17 protein-coding genes are annotated in these 15100 nt (G+C 66.4%); 11 read left to right on the forward strand and 6 right to left on the reverse strand.

Annotation, left to right across the window (positions count from 1 at the left end):
* Positions 1-290: 290 nt before the first annotated feature.
* Positions 291-725: a hypothetical protein gene (locus tag HGG74_RS14785; protein WP_168487554.1), complete on the reverse strand. Its 435-nt coding sequence runs from the start codon at positions 723-725 to the stop codon at positions 291-293.
* A 455-nt stretch (positions 726-1180) separates the two neighbouring features.
* Complete coding sequence (locus HGG74_RS14790; protein WP_168487556.1) at positions 1181-2038, reverse strand: SDR family oxidoreductase; 858 nt, start codon at positions 2036-2038, stop codon at positions 1181-1183.
* Between the two features lie 691 nt (positions 2039-2729).
* Here HGG74_RS14790 and HGG74_RS14795 point away from each other — a divergent pair.
* Entirely contained in the window at positions 2730-4502 is a 1773-nt protein-coding gene (locus tag HGG74_RS14795; protein ID WP_168487558.1) for an NAD(P)/FAD-dependent oxidoreductase, read from the forward strand.
* 283 nt (positions 4503-4785) lie between these two features.
* On the opposite strand, the gene HGG74_RS14800 is transcribed toward HGG74_RS14795, so the two are convergent.
* Positions 4786-5148 carry a UBP-type zinc finger domain-containing protein gene (locus tag HGG74_RS14800; protein WP_168487560.1) on the reverse strand — a complete coding sequence of 121 codons (363 nt, stop codon included), beginning with the start codon at positions 5146-5148 and terminating at the stop codon, positions 4786-4788.
* Between the two features lie 516 nt (positions 5149-5664).
* On the opposite strand from HGG74_RS14800, the gene HGG74_RS14805 reads away from it, so the two are divergent.
* The 7 genes from HGG74_RS14805 (at position 5665) to HGG74_RS14835 (ending at position 10298) form a co-directional block, all read left to right on the forward strand.
* Positions 5665-5892, forward strand: a complete 228-nt coding sequence (locus HGG74_RS14805; RefSeq protein WP_168487562.1) for a hypothetical protein — start codon at positions 5665-5667, stop codon at positions 5890-5892.
* Between the two features lie 51 nt (positions 5893-5943).
* A complete protein-coding gene (locus HGG74_RS14810; protein ID WP_168487564.1) occupies positions 5944-6132 on the forward strand; it encodes a hypothetical protein in 189 nt (62 codons plus the stop codon).
* A gap of 328 nt (positions 6133-6460) precedes the next feature.
* Complete coding sequence (locus HGG74_RS14815) at positions 6461-7795, forward strand: S8 family serine peptidase (RefSeq protein WP_168487566.1); 1335 nt, start codon at positions 6461-6463, stop codon at positions 7793-7795.
* 19 nt (positions 7796-7814) lie between these two features.
* Positions 7815-8030 (forward strand): hypothetical protein, encoded by a 216-nt coding sequence (locus HGG74_RS14820; RefSeq protein ID WP_205761984.1) that lies wholly within the window; start codon positions 7815-7817, stop codon positions 8028-8030.
* A gap of 172 nt (positions 8031-8202) precedes the next feature.
* Positions 8203-8418, forward strand: coding sequence for a hypothetical protein (locus HGG74_RS14825; RefSeq protein ID WP_168487570.1), 216 nt, complete (start codon positions 8203-8205; stop codon positions 8416-8418).
* 695 nt (positions 8419-9113) lie between these two features.
* Complete coding sequence (locus tag HGG74_RS14830) at positions 9114-9356, forward strand: hypothetical protein (RefSeq protein ID WP_168487572.1); 243 nt, start codon at positions 9114-9116, stop codon at positions 9354-9356.
* A gap of 51 nt (positions 9357-9407) precedes the next feature.
* Positions 9408-10298 (forward strand): hypothetical protein, encoded by an 891-nt coding sequence (locus tag HGG74_RS14835; RefSeq protein ID WP_168487574.1) that lies wholly within the window; start codon positions 9408-9410, stop codon positions 10296-10298.
* A 597-nt stretch (positions 10299-10895) separates the two neighbouring features.
* Here HGG74_RS14835 and HGG74_RS14840 read toward each other — a convergent pair.
* Positions 10896-11918 (reverse strand): DUF808 domain-containing protein, encoded by a 1023-nt coding sequence (locus HGG74_RS14840; protein ID WP_168487576.1) that lies wholly within the window; start codon positions 11916-11918, stop codon positions 10896-10898.
* A gap of 221 nt (positions 11919-12139) precedes the next feature.
* Between HGG74_RS14840 and HGG74_RS14845 the strand changes: the two genes are divergently transcribed.
* Positions 12140-12349 carry a hypothetical protein gene (locus HGG74_RS14845; RefSeq protein WP_168487578.1) on the forward strand — a complete coding sequence of 70 codons (210 nt, stop codon included), beginning with the start codon at positions 12140-12142 and terminating at the stop codon, positions 12347-12349.
* Here the strand turns inward: HGG74_RS14845 and HGG74_RS14850 are convergent.
* Positions 12346-12603 carry a hypothetical protein gene (locus HGG74_RS14850; RefSeq protein WP_168487579.1) on the reverse strand — a complete coding sequence of 86 codons (258 nt, stop codon included), beginning with the start codon at positions 12601-12603 and terminating at the stop codon, positions 12346-12348. The two genes, HGG74_RS14845 and HGG74_RS14850, sit on opposite strands and share 4 nt — an antisense overlap.
* Positions 12604-12621: 18 nt before the next feature.
* On the opposite strand from HGG74_RS14850, the gene HGG74_RS14855 reads away from it, so the two are divergent.
* Complete coding sequence (locus tag HGG74_RS14855; protein ID WP_168487581.1) at positions 12622-13125, forward strand: hypothetical protein; 504 nt, start codon at positions 12622-12624, stop codon at positions 13123-13125.
* 25 nt (positions 13126-13150) lie between these two features.
* Here the strand turns inward: HGG74_RS14855 and HGG74_RS14860 are convergent, their stop codons facing one another.
* Positions 13151-13888, reverse strand: coding sequence for a hypothetical protein (locus tag HGG74_RS14860; RefSeq protein WP_168487583.1), 738 nt, complete (start codon positions 13886-13888; stop codon positions 13151-13153).
* 732 nt (positions 13889-14620) lie between these two features.
* Here HGG74_RS14860 and HGG74_RS14865 point away from each other — a divergent pair.
* On the forward strand, positions 14621-15100 hold the full coding sequence (locus tag HGG74_RS14865) for an NADPH-dependent FMN reductase (RefSeq protein ID WP_312856864.1): 480 nt from the start codon (positions 14621-14623) through the stop codon (positions 15098-15100).

Here is a 15100-nt window from a genome sequence, read left to right on the forward strand (position 1 = left end):
CGCCGCCGCTTTGTCTACCTCCTTTGAGGAACGCAGCACTAAATCTCTGGCCGATAGAGCGCCCTGATGACAGGAACGGCCCCGAAGATGCACGTCCACAGCGAGACGGTCTAAACGCTACGGCCGGCAGCGTTTGCAGGGTACCGTCGTGGTGCGGATCCGGGCCCGGTTGATTGCCCCTTCTAGCCATCTGCCAGTGCTGTGGAACACTGCACAAGGGCTCCAGCCCGCGGCCGCTTGCTCCTGCCTTGGAAAAACCTTGGGCCCGGAAAGATTCGGGTGTGTCGACCCTATGTGCCAGTAGCCTGCTGATCATTCTGGCTGCCTGAACAATTGCCGCTGTTGGCGATGGCTGCACCCCCTCGGGAATGTCCGAGCGCCGCCCGCTTCGGGTCCTGTCCGAAGCCATACGGATTTTGGCTGGTCCACAGGAGGTCGTCATGAAAGTTAGAAACCTTGCCGCCGCAGTCTTCGCCAGCGTAGTTGTGGCGCTCACGGGAGCACCCGTTCACGCGGCGCCCGATGATCTGGTCTCGGGCCCCGGGTAAGTGCCATTCAGGAGCAGCCTGCGCCGCCTCGGCATCCCCATCTTCCACCGTCCCGCCCGGCAGAAACGGCACTGACTTCGACTGGCCCGCGGTATCCGGCCGGCAGATCTGCACCGCCGGCGGCAACCTGGACAGGCTCGCCGACCTGCGATGCGGCCATGCCGTCATGGCGGTCACGGACGGCCCCGTCGCCGTCTCGGACGCGGACAGCAAAAGCCGCGCGGACACCGGCACCGTCCGCCACCTGCCCGGCCCGCCAGGCATCGCCGTCTGTGCCGAGGCAGCCACCTTCCGGCGGCCGGCACTACTGCACGGCAAACCACACGGACCCGCCCAACATCCCCGTCCCCGCAGGCCGCCCCGGACGGCTTCCCCGGCATCGAATCCTCGGGACATGCCCGGATCCCTTCCGCCGGGACACTGACGCTGCGACATATGCGCCGTTATTGGTGTTTGGATGATTTCCAACTAGGTCGGCCCAGGCATCATCGTCCTGTTCCGGCTGCCTCCGGCACCGCCGGCATGCTGGAGCGTTGCCCGGCCAGGGAAGGGGGGGAGGTCCTTGTCCATCCAAGGTTGCAATGATGCTATTAGCCCATTCCTCGGTGACGGAACCATAGTTGAGGCCTGGCTCAGGCGTGCCGGGTGCCTGTGCCGGCCAGTACAGCCCGGTAGCCCTCGCGGTAGCTTGGGTAGGTGAAGCGGAATCCGGTTGCCTGAAGCGCGAGACTGGAGCACCTTTTGTCCCCGCCCCGGGCCGAGGCGACATGACCGGTTGACGGTTCCGCCAGGCCCAGTTCATTGGCCAGGAACCGCAGCACCTCGCCGAGCTCGGCTGGTTCCGTGTCGACCCCCAGGTACACCGGGTCCGGCTCCGGCGCCATGGTGGCCAGGTGGACGATGGCGGCCGCGGCGTCGTCGCGGTGGATGCGGTTGGTGTGGCGGGGCTGGTCCGGAATCACGGCGCGGCCGCTTTTGATTTGATCGATCAGCCTGGTTCTTCCGGGTCCGTAGATGCCGCCCAGGCGCAGGGAGGTAACGGAGGTTGCCGTGCCGGCGAGTCTGCGGAACAGCAGCGCCTCGGCCTCGAGCAGGATCTGCCCTGTGAAGTACCCGGGGGCCTCGGGGGTCGATTCGTCCACGGCGCGGCCGCCGGCGTCGCCGTAGACTGCCGTGGAGGACACGAACAGAATGCGGCGGGGGCTGACCGCGTCGCGTTCCAGGGCATCGAGCACATTGGCCAGGCCGTGGACATAGGCTGAGCGGTACGCGGATGGGCTGTGGGCAGTTGCTGCCACGGCGATGATGACGGTATGAACATCGCCGGGAACGGGAGGGAGTTCGCCGGTAAGATCTGCGGCGACACCCTCAATCTGGTCCGGCAGTTTGCCGGGGGATCGGCGCCACCCGATGACGTGGTGGCCTGCGCGGGCAAGCCTCAGCCCCGTTTCGGTGCCAACGTCGCCGCATCCTGCAATCAAAACGCTCATGGGCCCATTCTGGCAGCCGGGCCGGGACGTTTCACAGTTGGTCCCCGGGCAGGCAGAGGCGTCCACCCGGCCGGCCTCGGGTCCAGGGCTCTTAATTCCGATGCGGAAACATGCGGCGGGCAGACGCCAACGCACTGTTAGCCACAGCCGGGGCTGGGTTCGGACAGGGCGCGGCCACCCGGAGTCCGTTGTGTCCGAAGCCGTCGAGTACCGGGTGCCTCTCGCAGCGCGGGTGGACAAGGGCTGATTCTTCGACATCGTCCGGCAAACTGCAGAACGGCGTTGGGCGGCTGCGGACAGGGCTCTGGTGCGGGGGAAGGCCAAATCACAGGGGACTGGAACATTTGCCTGGGATCGCCGCCGGCGGGGGAGCGGTATGGAGGCGCCTTGGGCGCCGAACTCAACCACCGGCCACGCAAACGACTATAATTCGAGAACTGATCGAAGAGATCGGCCACTGCTGTTGCCATGAACGCTGGAGTCCGCGGTTCAGCTTGCGGGGAGACGTGCTCGTTCGAGTCGCCGGGCGCAGCCTCTGGTGTCGCCGGCGGGGCCGTCCCGGCCGCGGCCGGGCCCGAGGAGGCCGCCGTGTACCCCACTGCCCGACCCATGAAAACCTTCAGCCTCCGGGTCCTCGCGCGGTTAGCGTGGAGGGCATCCGTCGAGACTGATCCGCCAGGAGGGGGCGGCCGTGGATGACGCGGTTCCGGTCATGTTGATCGCGACCACTGACCCGATCTCCCGGGGCATCCTGGGAGACGAGCTGCGCCGACGCTACGGCGCTGACTATGAGGTGGTGGTCTGCGCCGACCATGCCCATGCACGAGCGGTGCTCGACGGGCTCCGGCGCTGGAGTCGCGAGGTTGCCCTCATCGTCGGATGCTATGGGCCGGCTGACCGCGCCGGGCTGGATTTCCTGCGGCGGGCCTCCGTCTATCACCCGGCTGCCAAGCGTGCCGTCGCGGTCGCGTGGGGTGACTTCGCCAGCACCCCCGCGGTGTTCCGGGCCGTCGCCCAGGGCCACGCCGAACTGTTCGTCCTACGCCCCGAGCGGCCGCGCGATGAAGAGTTCCATGGGGCGATTACCGACGCCCTCGACGACTGGCATCTGGCCCAGGGGAGCGGGTTCGAGGCGGTCCGGCTGATCGGGGAGCAGCACGACGAACGGACACATGCGTTGCGGGACTCCTTCGTTCGCAACCACATCCCGGTGGGATTCCACCCGGTCGGGTCCGAGGCAGCGCAGCGGATGTTGGAGAGCCTGGCCCTGCACGAGCCCGTGCTGCCGGTGGTGGTGCTGGAATTCACCTCGCCGCCGACCATCCTCGTGAACCCCAGCGACCTGGAGATCGCCGACGCGTTCGGGTTGCCCCGACCGCCGGCGACGGACAAGGTCTTCGACGTCGTGGTTGTGGGCGCCGGCCCCTCCGGTCTCGCGGCAGCGGTGTACGCCTCTTCCGAGGGCCTCTCCACGATGGTGGTCGAGCAGCAGGCTGTGGGAGGCCAGGCCGGCACGAGCTCGCTGATCCGCAACTACCCGGGCTTCTCCCGCGGTGTGAGCGGTGCCCATCTGTCCTACCGGTCCTTCCACCAGGCTTGGATTTTCGGCACCGAGTTTCTGTTCATGCGGCAGGCGGAGGGCCTGGGTGTCGACGGAGTCGTGCGCACTGTGGCGATCTCCGACGGCAGCGTGGTGCGGGGCCGCGCGGTCGTGGTGGCCACCGGTGTGGAGTATCGCCGCCTCGGCGTACCGCTGCTTGAGGGGCTGGTCGGCAGGGGCGTCTTCTACGGCGCTGTCATCTCCGAGGCGCCGTCGATGGCCGGACAGCGCGTCTGCGTCGTCGGTGGCGGCAACTCGGCCGGACAGGCAGCGCTGCACCTCGCGAAGTACGCGAAGCACGTGACACTGCTGGTGCGCGGACCCACGCTGGCCGCCAGCATGTCGGACTACCTCATCGCCCAGCTTGAGGCCACCCGGAACGTGACGATCCGCTACGGAACCGCGATCGTGGGTGGCCGCGCCGTCGAAGGGCGCCTCGCCGCCATCGCCGTCACCGCCACCGGGGACTCGGACGGTGCGCCCACCGAGGAGATTGATGTGGCCGGCCTGTTCGTGCTGATCGGTTCGGTACCGCGGACGTCGTGGCTGCCAGACACGGTGCAGCGCGACCGCGCCGGGTTCCTGCGTACGGGCGGCCCCTGGGAGGCCGGGGACCCCGGTTCCGTCGAACCGACCAGATCGGTGCTGCCGCTGGAAACCAGCCTGCCCGGGGTCTTCGCGATCGGCGACGTCCGTTCCGGCTCGGTCAAGAGAGTGGCGACCGCGGTGGGGGACGGCGCCACCGTGATCTCGCTGCTGCACGGCTATCTGGCCGAGACCCCTCTGCCCGCGCCAACGCCCGCCGGAGCGGCAGTCCCCGGGCAACCGGTTGGCGATAAGCCTCGATCGAGGCCGGATCGTTGATCCCGCCGGCGCGGCCGCCACTCCAAGGTCGTTGCGTTCCTGCTGTTCTTGCCTGCCCAGGTGGGGGTTACGTGTTGGCCGCCCGCACGAACGACGGCACGACCGGCGACAGTTCCCAAAGCCGATCGAAGTGACCGGAGAGTTCCTGTTTCAATGACCGCCAGAATCCGCCGCACGCTGAATGCTACAGCTACAAGCTGTAGCCAGGACCAGGGCGTGGCCGGAAGCTGGATTTGCCCAGGGCGGCGCCTCGGCGTCGGAGCGGCCGGTGCGGTGTCCGCGGTTATCGGTGTATATGCTCCTGCCAGTCTGCCGGTACTTTGTCGGCCGGTGCAGGTACCGGCTGTTTCGGCGGTCTGGACTGAGGATCCGGAAGCCGCGGGCCGCGGAAGAACCGTTTCGTCGTCGTCTCGTAAAACCAGTCTTCCCCCGGTTCAAACGATGTAATGACGGGGTGGCCGGCGCTGCGTGCGTGGGCGCTGGCATGCTGTGAGGGCGATGAATCGCAGCATCCGATGTGTCCGCATTGGGCGCAGCGGCGAAGATGTACCCACCATCCTGGCCCATCACCGCTGAGGCACTCCAGACAACCGGTTCCACTCGGTGTGGCGGAGAGGCTGATTCCCGGCAAGGGGCGGTTGTCCATCCGGCCCCTCCATTTCAATCGCTCCGGTTCTGCCCGAGTCATCCCGCTTGCCCGCTGTTGGGGGCTATTTTGGCAGAACCTCTGTGCACGTGGAAAGACAGAATCAAGGCGATCACAGACGAGCGCTCGGAACACGACCGGGTACGACAGTTCAGGTCGGTACGCGTTTTTCCAATCATTGCTTCGTCTATCTGCAAACGTCGTCCTGAGCGGCAGATGTCACAGGAACGACCGCGTATTGCACAGTTCCGAACAGGGAAGGCCGGGCTCGAAGCATGAACGGAAATGCGGAGCTGGTCTGGAGGCCCTCGGCGATCCTGGGATTTTGTCGGCAGGGAGGGATCGTCGCAGGCGGTGGGCCCGCGTCCGCCGACTCAAGCCAGCAAATAACGCCCTTGTAACGCAGGGGTGTTTCACTGCCGGTGTCGATGCTTCTCCAGATCGACTCAAGGGGCATCGATCTTTTCCCGTGGCACACGGGACCATTTTCAGTGGGATAAGAGGTAGGGCATAACTATGGCATGGCAAACCAATTCATTCGTCCAGAATGCCAACACGACGCTGGTCTGGACATTGTCGGGCGGAAGCCTCAACCCGTTCGACACCATCGAAGTGGGGCAACTGGGAGGCAACGGGGCGATTTCCATCGTGGATGACCAGCGCCTGCCGGGCAACGTTGTGAGGCTGACAGTCCGGGTAACGGGCAATGCCGTAGCCGCAGCTTTCCGAGGAGGACTTGTCTAATAAATCCAGCCCGCGACAGATTGCAGATTGACGAGAGCAAAGGACCAAGTCATGCGCATGCGCGTAGTACGTGGAAGCGACGGCCAGATTCTTGCCGCCGTTGCAGAGGACCCGGTTCCGCAGGTGTTCCTGGAACCCGAGTCAGAAGACGGCCGGCAACAGAGTGAGGCCGTCGAGGCGACATCTGCCGTATTCTTCGACCCGCAGAACATTTCCGAGGCATTCGGCGAAGGACGCTGAGCCCCGTCTATACGGTCAACGATGGTCCAAGCCGGAAGACCAGGTCGGCACGGATCCACCACGGTCGTTATTCCGGTATGGCTGGCAGTCCTCTTTGCGAGAGCTGCCGTCCATATTTGTTCCGGCTTATGTGCGGGGTAAAGCCAACGGTCCAGCTGGCGCTCAAGCGCTCTTCAAGCGCCAATTAAGCTCCGCGGTCGCAAGAGCCTTACCACTGTGTTTCCGATCGGAACACATCATGGCTCATTCTTCGAGCCGCCGGAGAGAGCCTGGCCCGGGGCTCTAACGCCCACCAATTATTGAACAGCAGGATTGGAGGAGAGCTGACATGATTGAGCCAGATCCGTCATCAACTTTCGGCAATGCCCCCGGCTTGGTACCGGACGGTGATTCAAGTTCCGCCGAGACAACCGGCCGGTACGTTGTGGTCTTTGCCGAGGGCGACAACGCTCCCTCGGCGGTGCTGGAATCCGCCGGACTGTCCAACGTGGCAGACTCGCGTGACTTCCGCGGCCGCGAGGTCGACGTCTCCGAGACCAGTGGTGCTGACGCCACTGTCTTCGGCACACTCGGTATCGCCGTTGTCTCGGCGGAGCCGGAGCAGATCGGCGCACTACAGACCTCGCACGAAGCGCAGGGCGCAGTGTTGTCCGTCTCGCCGGAACTGGTGCACCATGTCCTGCAGCAGGCCCCGAGTGACTATTTGAGGGGTTACCGCGACGCCGTGGAGGACTTGGACACCCGTCTCAACGGAGGGAACGGGAGGGCCGGCGGCACGGCAACCGCGGCCGCTCCGACGGTACCCATCTTCCAGGACACGGCGCAGTTCACCTGGGGACTGCAAGCAGTCCAGGCCAACTCGTCCTCCTGGTCGGGCCGGGGGATCAAGGTCGCCGTCCTGGATACCGGCTTCGACTCCACCCACCCGGACTTCGCCGGGCGTGCCATCAGCACGCGCTCGTTCATCCAGGGCGAGTCACCGCAGGACGGACACGGGCACGGAACCCACTGCATCGGCACCTCCTGCGGTCCCAAGGCCCCGTCCACCGGGCCGCGCTACGGGGTGGCCTGGGAGGCGGAGATTTTTGCCGGCAAGGTACTCAGCAACGCCGGTTCCGGCAGCGACGCCGGCATTCTGGCCGGGATTGACTGGGCGCTGACCAACGGCTGCGCCATCATTTCCATGTCGCTCGGAGCCAACGTCCCGCAGGTCCATCCCCCGTATGTGGCAGCCGGTAAGCGCGCCCTGGACAGAGGGACATTGATCATCGCCGCGGCCGGGAACAACGCGAGACGACTCCAAGGCAACGTCGGCTTCGTCGGCACTCCGGCGAACAGCCCCTACATCATGGCCGTCGGAGCCCTCGACCATCAGCTGGACGTGACGTTCTTCTCCGCACGCAGCCTGGCGGTCAGGGGCGGGCAGGTGGATGTCGCCGGCCCGGGCTGGCAGGTCTACTCATCCTGGCTGATGCCGGCGCGCTACCGGAGCATCAGCGGGACCAGCATGGCCACCCCGCACGCCGCCGGTGTCGCCGCACTTTGGGCACAGGCCACCGGTTTCCGCGGACGTGAACTGTGGTCCGCGCTGGTCCAGGAAAGCGACCGGCTGACGGCCCCATCCGTGGACGTCGGCTCCGGCTTGGTCATCGCCCCGCAGTAGAGCCATGGTCAACATCAGCGTGACGGTCGATCAAACCCATCTGTCGGCGATCGGCGATGTCGCCGAGGCCCTGCGCGCCCGCGGCATGCAGGTCGAGCAGGTACTCGAGAGCGGGTTCATCACCGGGTCCGTTCCCGACGACCGCCGGTCGGCCCTGACTGCCGTGGACGGGGTCCAGTCCGTGGACGAGCAGCTTGACTACCAGCTCCCACCCCCGGAGGAAGACATCCAGTAGCAGTGTTCCGGTCCGTGCGCCTTCCCAAGGGTGCATGGACCGGAACGCACCCTTGGCTGCACCGCTGGCAGGGCTGCACCGCGGGGTCGGCGCAGGATACGAGCCCGAGCGTGTTAGTCACCATAACACCCGCGGCCCCGCGGCACCGCGCCCGGATTGGAAGGCGGACAGGATGAATCCGAGTCAGGACCCGCTGCTGGAGTTCGGCCTGACACAGGCCGAACTCCAGTTGTGGTATGACCTTGCCAGAATTGCCGGCCGGATGCTGGAACTGCCGGTTCAGCACCCGATGGAGCGTCAAAAGACGGCAACCGAGTTCCATGCGCTGCAGAACAGGCTGTTGGCCCGGCCCGGAATGCGGGCCCAACAGGGTCCCCCTCGTCGCTGAGACAGGGGCGTGTGCGGCAGCCGGAGGCACGGAAGCTGCCCTGCGGTGGTCCCGGCCCGGAACGCGACGGATACGGGGGGCGCGATTCTCCTGTTGAAAACGTGCCGGTGCCCATCACCCTGACAAATGGCAGGTGTCCAATGGTCATAACGAAATATCTTGAGCAGCAGTATGTGGGCCGTCAGCGGGAAGCAGCATGAAATTTCCGTGACCATCGCCTGTCCCCGTGGCCGGGGGTGCGCTTTTGCGGTGACGTCCCTGGCCCCGGTTTCGGGTTCCGGCGGCGTGAACGTCTGGACTTCCGCCTACCGCTATCAGCCGAGCCCTGATCGCCGATGCCCGAATAGTTCTTCGCCAGGGCCGGGGTGGTCTCGGCCAGATGGGCGTACCGGTTGGTGACGACGCCGCGGGCCCCGTCCGGGCGCCCCGGGGCCTGACGGCGGGCAGGACGACGTCACGGGATCCGGTGTGGCCGGCGGGGGTGAACCGGCCGCCAGCCGGGAAGCCCCTGGCTGGCGGTGTTTGTGCTCGTAGCAGTTCTGTGCGCGGCGGGCACGGAAAAGGGCGAAGTGGGTCGAATTTCGATTTGGGGTGGCCAAAAGGCCTTCGTGGGGTGACACTGGACCCCAACCGCGGGTCCTGTTCCAGTGGAAGTGCCGTCGGGGGCCTGCGCCGGCGGGTCCCGGAGGCTGGCAATGAGTAAACGTTTCGATATCTTTCTGGCAGGCGAGAACGACTACGAAACCGAAATCGGTGGCTATGAGGTGCGCGTCCACCGCGGTGCCGGACCGGATCAGGACGGTCCCTACGTGAAGGCCTCCCGGGAAAATCGACCCTCAAGCGAGCATGTGTTCAAACCCTCGAATCTCACCATGGCGACCAGGCTCAAATTGGGTAACCTCCTCGACAGCATTGCCAAGCGCCTGATGAAGACCTGACACCCGTGCAGCCACCGCCTGGCCAAGTCACTGATCGGAGGAAGGGTCGTCATGGACGAAAACAGGGGAGCGACGTTGGCGGCGGAGGACCGGATCCGCGAAACCGCCAAGTGGCTCACGGTCAGCCTCGCCCTCCTCGGGGGCGTGGTGGTGGCCGGTACGCAGTTCAGCAGCCTGGGCTCCATCGAGCTTGGGACTGACCGGTTCTGGGCAGCAACAGCCGGCGGTGCTGCGGCCGCGCTCGGTGCGGCGCTGATCCTCCTCGGGGCAGTCCGGACGGCCACGACGCCGCCGGTCAGCTTGGAGGGCCTCCAGCCCGACGACTGGCCGAACGATAAGTTCCTGCTGGAACTGCGCGATAACATCGCCGAACTGCGCACCGATTACAAGGACGCCCTCAACAGGCGAAACACCGCCATTGAGGACAACATCGCCAACCCGACGCCGGAAACGGAACTGGCGGCCAGGACCGCGGACACTTGGGCGGTCCATCTGTCGCACATCGTCCAGAACGTTTTGAAGGTGGCCTCCTACCAGGCGGTGGCCCGCCGGTGGCGCCGCTCGGCCCGCCTCATGGCTGCCGGAGCCGCCCTGGCCTTCGTGGGACTGATGGTCTTCATCTGGGGAGCCAACCCGCCGGAGGAAGCCTCAGCAGGCAGCGCCGGCGCCGCAGTGGTCGGGGAGGCGGCCACTCGGACGGTCGAACTGACTGTTACCGGTCAGTCCCGGCTGCGGGGCAGCCTCGGCGACGACTGCGACGCATCCGAACCGCTGCAGGTGATGCACCTTGACCAGACGCCGGCCGGACCCGACATCGTGATCCAGCAGGACGGATGCAATCCGCTGCGGATCGTCCTGACCGAGAACTGGGGATTCCTCCGGGAACCTGCACCGACGGCACCTTCGCCCAGCCCCCGGGAGTCACCCGGCTTCCCGCGCTGAGAGGGCAAGGGGCCGGCGCCGATGACGCGGTTCTCGTCAACGATGCGCCTTGCCAGCTTCCGGCGGCGGTCGGCCCGGATGTCCCGCACCTTGCGGTGCAGGGCGGCCACCTTCTTCCGGGAACGTCGCCGGTCGCCGGGCGGCCAGGGTCTGTCCTGGACGAGGAGGTTCATCCCTTCTTTCAGCCGGAAACGGCCGAAGGCCGTGGTGAGGTAGTTGATGCCCACCTCCGCGACCAGCCTTCCGTGGAATACAGTCCTCGCGATACGGCGCCGATGACTTCGACACGGATACGGCGTTTGAACTAGTCGTGGTGTCGCTGGCGGCTTCGTGGAGCTACAGGAGAGTAGCGGGGTGTTGGTGGTGTGGATTCCTTTTGTCGGTGACGGTCGAAAGTTGCATCCGGCCGAGGGTGAGTCGATGAGGTTGATAGCGGAGCGGCTGGGGACTTCCAGGAACACGGTCGCGAAGGCTGCGAAGTGCCCGCCCCGTTCCATGCCCGCCCACCGCACCACGCGGTAGCCGCGGGCGACGATGCTGCGCGGGGGCCAGGGCAGGAACGCGGCCGGGATGTTGGCTACCCCGGCGGGTACCGAGCTAGGGCGCGGGATCGGCGTCGCGTTCCGCCGGCCGGTAGCCGGCGATGGCGGCGCGGACGTCGCCCTCTTCGTGCCCGCCCTTCTTCCTGCCGAACGGCAGCACCTTTAGCAGGGGGTGCAGGATAGCCATGACGACGAGGCCCCAGGCGAGTCCGAGGACGGCCGAGCACAGGGTGTTCACGAGCCAGGCCAGGAGGCCGCCGGCCACCGGGAGCCCGGCGAACGGGGTCTCGAGGACGTGGACCAGGTCGTACGGAGCGTGCCAGCCGAGGTCGTATGCCCCTTGGAGCATGATGTGGCCACCGACCCAAAGCATGGCGATCGTCCCGACGAAGGTGATCGCGGCCAGCACGGCCGGCATGCCCTTGACGAGCAGTTCGCCGAAGCGCTGCGAGCCAGCGGAGTCCTTGGTGGTCAGGTGCAGGCCGATGTCGTCCATCTTGACGATGAGGGCGACCGCGCCGTACACGATCACCGTGATCGCGATCGCCACGACGACCAGGATGAGCGCCCGGGCCCACAGGGACTCGTCGGCCACCTCGTTCATCGAGATGACCATGATCTCGCAGGAGAGGATGAAGTCGGTGGTGATCGCGCCCTTGGTGACCTTGGCCTCCGCCTCCGGGCCCCGTTGGACCGCCGGCGCATGTTCGGCCGCGTGGTGGCCGCGGAGCTTGTGCCAGACCTTCTCGGCACCCTCGTAGCAGAGGTAGGTGCCGCCCAGCATGAGGATGAACGGGATGACCCCCGGGATGAAGGCGCTGATGAGCAGCAGCGCCGGCAGGATGATCAACAGCTTGTTCCGGAGCGAGCCCCAGAAGATCCGCTTGATCATCGGCAGTTCGCGGGACGGGTCCGCTCCGGACACGTACTGCGGGGTGACGGCGGCGTCGTCAATCACCACGCCGGCGGCCTTGGTCCCCGCCTTGGCGGCTCCGGCAGCGACGTCGTCCACCGAGGCGGCGGCTATGCGGGCCAGGGCTGCGACGTCGTCCAGTAGGGCGACAAGACCGCCGCTCACAGATCGTCCCCCTCCTGCTCGACGGCGGACTTCTGGGCGTGGAGGCCACGGTTGAGGCGCGTGATCGGCATGCTCCGAGTATACGATGGCGGGCGGCTCGTTGACCGGGAGCGGGGTACGTTCACCGGCGACGGCGCCAGCCCATGGCTGCGACGCAGCAGGGACCGCCCATTCGCACCATGCAGTCGGATGAGATGTTCCGCGGCCAGAAGCACGCCCAGATGTCACTGATCTTTGGCATCATCGGTCGGTTCTTCCTCGGCGTCGTCTTTGGCCCGCTGGTCATCGTCCAGGCGAACAAGGCCGAGGCGCTGAAGCAGCCGGCCACCGCCGGCAAGGTTCTCGGCTGGATCGGCGTCGTCTTCGGCGTCGTCAGCATCATCATCTTCATTGTCATGCTGGGCAGCTTCGCCGCCGCCACGGGCAGTTAGGCGGGCAGAGCAGGCGGCCTCCTCCAGCAGCAGGGGCCGGCGGGGAAGAAGGGGGCCTTCGGGCTCCCGAACCGGTGCTCGAACGTCTCCTGCTGGTTCAGGATCATGGTGTTTTCGCCGTGCAGGAGGCCGCGGGGCAGCAGCATGACGGCGTTGCAGAGGTAGTCCTCCGGCGCGTAGATGGTAGCGGCCTGGGTCGTGGTCTGGTTCTTCTCCATGGTGAACATGTGCGTGGCGGGGCCGTGCGGCCTCACCGGGGATACCGTGGAGTCATGGACGTCAACGAGCTCAGCGCAAAGATCCAGGACAGGTACCGCGAGGAGCTGGATGCCTTCCGGCAGCAGCTCTTCGGCACGCAGGAACATCTGGTGGTCCGCGGCGAAAGCGTGCCGGAGCAGCGCTTCGCCGGCCTGGGGCCTGTGGTGTCACTGGAGGACCCCCGGATCAGGATGACGCTGGGCGGCGATGTGGTTGACCTGGGCTGGACCCCTGAACACCCGACGGCGGAGGGGGCGTGCGTGACCGTCTCCATCGCCGGGCATGACCATGTCACCGGGGAGCGGGCGATGCTGCCCGCAGGGGAGTGCGATGCCTGGCTGCAGGCGGTCATTGGCGCGGACCGGACCAGGCACGCCTACCGGGCCGGCACCCTCAGCGGGGTGGACGGCCGCCTCAGCACCGTCTACTACCGGCTGTTCCTGGACACCGAGGGGAATCCAATCCCGAAGCCGGATTACTTCGACGATCCGGACCTGCGGAGCATGGACGAACTCTGATCCGCGGGCCGGAGCCGGCAAAGCGTCAGGTCAGGGTGATCTCCCAGGCATCGGCGTAGTCGACAGCGGGTTCGGGGGAGAGGAGTTCGCCGGTTGCCGTATCGGTGCACGCGGCGTCGAACGTCTCGGCGGCGGTCATTGCCTCGAACATCCCGTCATGGAAGTACCAGCTTCGCACGGTCTTGTAGGGGATCTCGGCGCCGGATTGTGCGGTATAGGTGCGGCTGTGATCGAAGGTCCGCAGGATGACGCTTCCGGTCGCACCGCCGGACACGGCATTCTCCAGTGCGGACAGGACCCGGGGCAGTTCGACGTCGCAGCTCATGTCCTCCCGCACCTTGACCGCGCTTGAATGGCAGCGCCTGCCGGTGACGAAGGTTGTGATGATGTGTTCCCTGCCGGGTCCGGCCGGGCCGGTGAGTTTCCCGGCAAGGCCTTGGGACGGCATGAGTTCCTCGGGGATTTCGAAGGGCCAGGTGCCGGGGTTCTGCGGGTCGACGCCGGCCCATTTCAGGGCGGCCAGTCCGACCTCGCCGACCCAGGTGGCCGATCCTCCCGAGGCATACAGGACCCGGGCGGCCTGAGCGGCCAGGTCCATTGCCGCGCCTTCTTCCCGATAGCCCCTGATCGCGCCTCCGGACACAAGCTTCTGCCCGACCTTCTCGAAGAGTTCGTCAGTTTCGGTGCGGTACGTCTCGCCGTTCCGGCGCTCCCGCCTCCCCTTGGCGGCTTTGATCGGTTCCTGCGGCTGTTGGTTGCTCACGGCTGCCTGCCCTCGGGTGTCAGGAAACTGCCTTTCGGCCAGCTTACGGCCGGCTACCGACGCCGTGCAGGAAGCTGGTGGCCTCCCTCTCCGGGGACGGTCCGTTCCAAGGTTTTGGCGTCGTTACAGCAGGGGACGCGGTCGCCGGCCGGGTTGAGCGGCTGGATCTGCCGGGCTGCCTTTCCAGTTCTTCCAGCAGCTCATCGGCGACGCCGCCAGGGATCCGGCCGAAGACGGCGATGAAGCGGGCCGCAGCCAGGTTTCTTCAGCCAGGCTGCCTAATCCTCCAGGGACGGGATCCCGAAGTCGTCGGCTTATTCGCCGGAACGGCTCCAGTGGAGTAGCGGCGAGTCGGGGTTGATACGCGGGTCCGCAATCTGCCCTACCTACCGCGCGGCTGCACGGGTTCCACCCGGCCTTGCGTCGGCGACAGCGGACGCCGCGGTGGCACCGGCCGGCTCGCCAAACAGAGGCTCAACCCCACCTCACAGCCGGGCAGCCCGGCGGCCGCCGGTAGCCAAAGCGCCGCCATGATCCGCCGTCGAAACCCCCATGCTCCCGACCCTGCCGGCGCGGCCCCCCGGCTGCTTCACCTGGCTACTGCCGGAGCAGGGCTGCGAGGTGGTTGCGGCCCGCCGACAGTGCAGGCAGTGCCGTCCGCAGGTCATCGCACCCGCTGATGCGCCGACATTATTCTTGGCCTTGCACGGAACAACGGAAGGGAACGTTTCAATGGTGAACATTGCGGTGGTCGTTGGCAGCACCCGGCCCGGACGCCGGAGCAAGCAGGTTGCCGACTGGGTATTTTCCCGGGCCACCGCCCGGGGAGGCGCGGACTTCGAGGTGCTGGACCTGGCCGACTACGATCTGCCGTTGCTGGATGAGCCGATGCCTCCCTCTCTGGGCAACTACACGCACGAGCACACGAAGGTTTGGGCCCGGACGGTTTCACGGTTTGACGGATTCATCTTCGTTACGGCCGAGTACAACCACTCGGTCCCGGGGGTCCTGAAAAACGCCCTGGACTTCGTCTACGCCGAATGGAACAACAAGGCCGCGGGTTTCGTCAGCTATGGAAGCGCCGGCGGAGTGCGCGCTGTTGAAAACCTGCGCCTGATAGCCGGTGAGCTGCAAATGGCCGACGTCCGCGCCCAGGTCGCTCTGCCGTTTTCCACGGAGTTCGAGAACTTCACGACCTTCACCCCCGAGTGA

The organism is Arthrobacter mobilis (assembly GCF_012395835.1).
In the GTDB taxonomy this organism is placed as follows: Bacteria; Actinomycetota; Actinomycetes; order Actinomycetales; family Micrococcaceae; genus Crystallibacter; species Crystallibacter mobilis.

Coding starts and splice junctions, on each gene's coding strand:
- HGG74_RS14790 (WP_168487556.1), bottom strand. CDS start 2,038: ATGAGCGTTTTGATTGCAGGATGCGGCGACGTTGGCACCGAAACGGGG.
- HGG74_RS14800 (WP_168487560.1), bottom strand. CDS start 5,148: ATGGACAACCGCCCCTTGCCGGGAATCAGCCTCTCCGCCACACCGAGT.
- HGG74_RS14805 (WP_168487562.1), top strand. CDS start 5,665: ATGGCATGGCAAACCAATTCATTCGTCCAGAATGCCAACACGACGCTG.
- HGG74_RS14810 (WP_168487564.1), top strand. CDS start 5,944: ATGCGCATGCGCGTAGTACGTGGAAGCGACGGCCAGATTCTTGCCGCC.
- HGG74_RS14815 (WP_168487566.1), top strand. CDS start 6,461: ATGATTGAGCCAGATCCGTCATCAACTTTCGGCAATGCCCCCGGCTTG.
- HGG74_RS14825 (WP_168487570.1), top strand. CDS start 8,203: ATGAATCCGAGTCAGGACCCGCTGCTGGAGTTCGGCCTGACACAGGCC.
- HGG74_RS14830 (WP_168487572.1), top strand. CDS start 9,114: ATGAGTAAACGTTTCGATATCTTTCTGGCAGGCGAGAACGACTACGAA.
- HGG74_RS14835 (WP_168487574.1), top strand. CDS start 9,408: ATGGACGAAAACAGGGGAGCGACGTTGGCGGCGGAGGACCGGATCCGC.
- HGG74_RS14845 (WP_168487578.1), top strand. CDS start 12,140: ATGTCACTGATCTTTGGCATCATCGGTCGGTTCTTCCTCGGCGTCGTC.
- HGG74_RS14855 (WP_168487581.1), top strand. CDS start 12,622: ATGGACGTCAACGAGCTCAGCGCAAAGATCCAGGACAGGTACCGCGAG.
- HGG74_RS14865 (WP_312856864.1), top strand. CDS start 14,621: ATGGTGAACATTGCGGTGGTCGTTGGCAGCACCCGGCCCGGACGCCGG.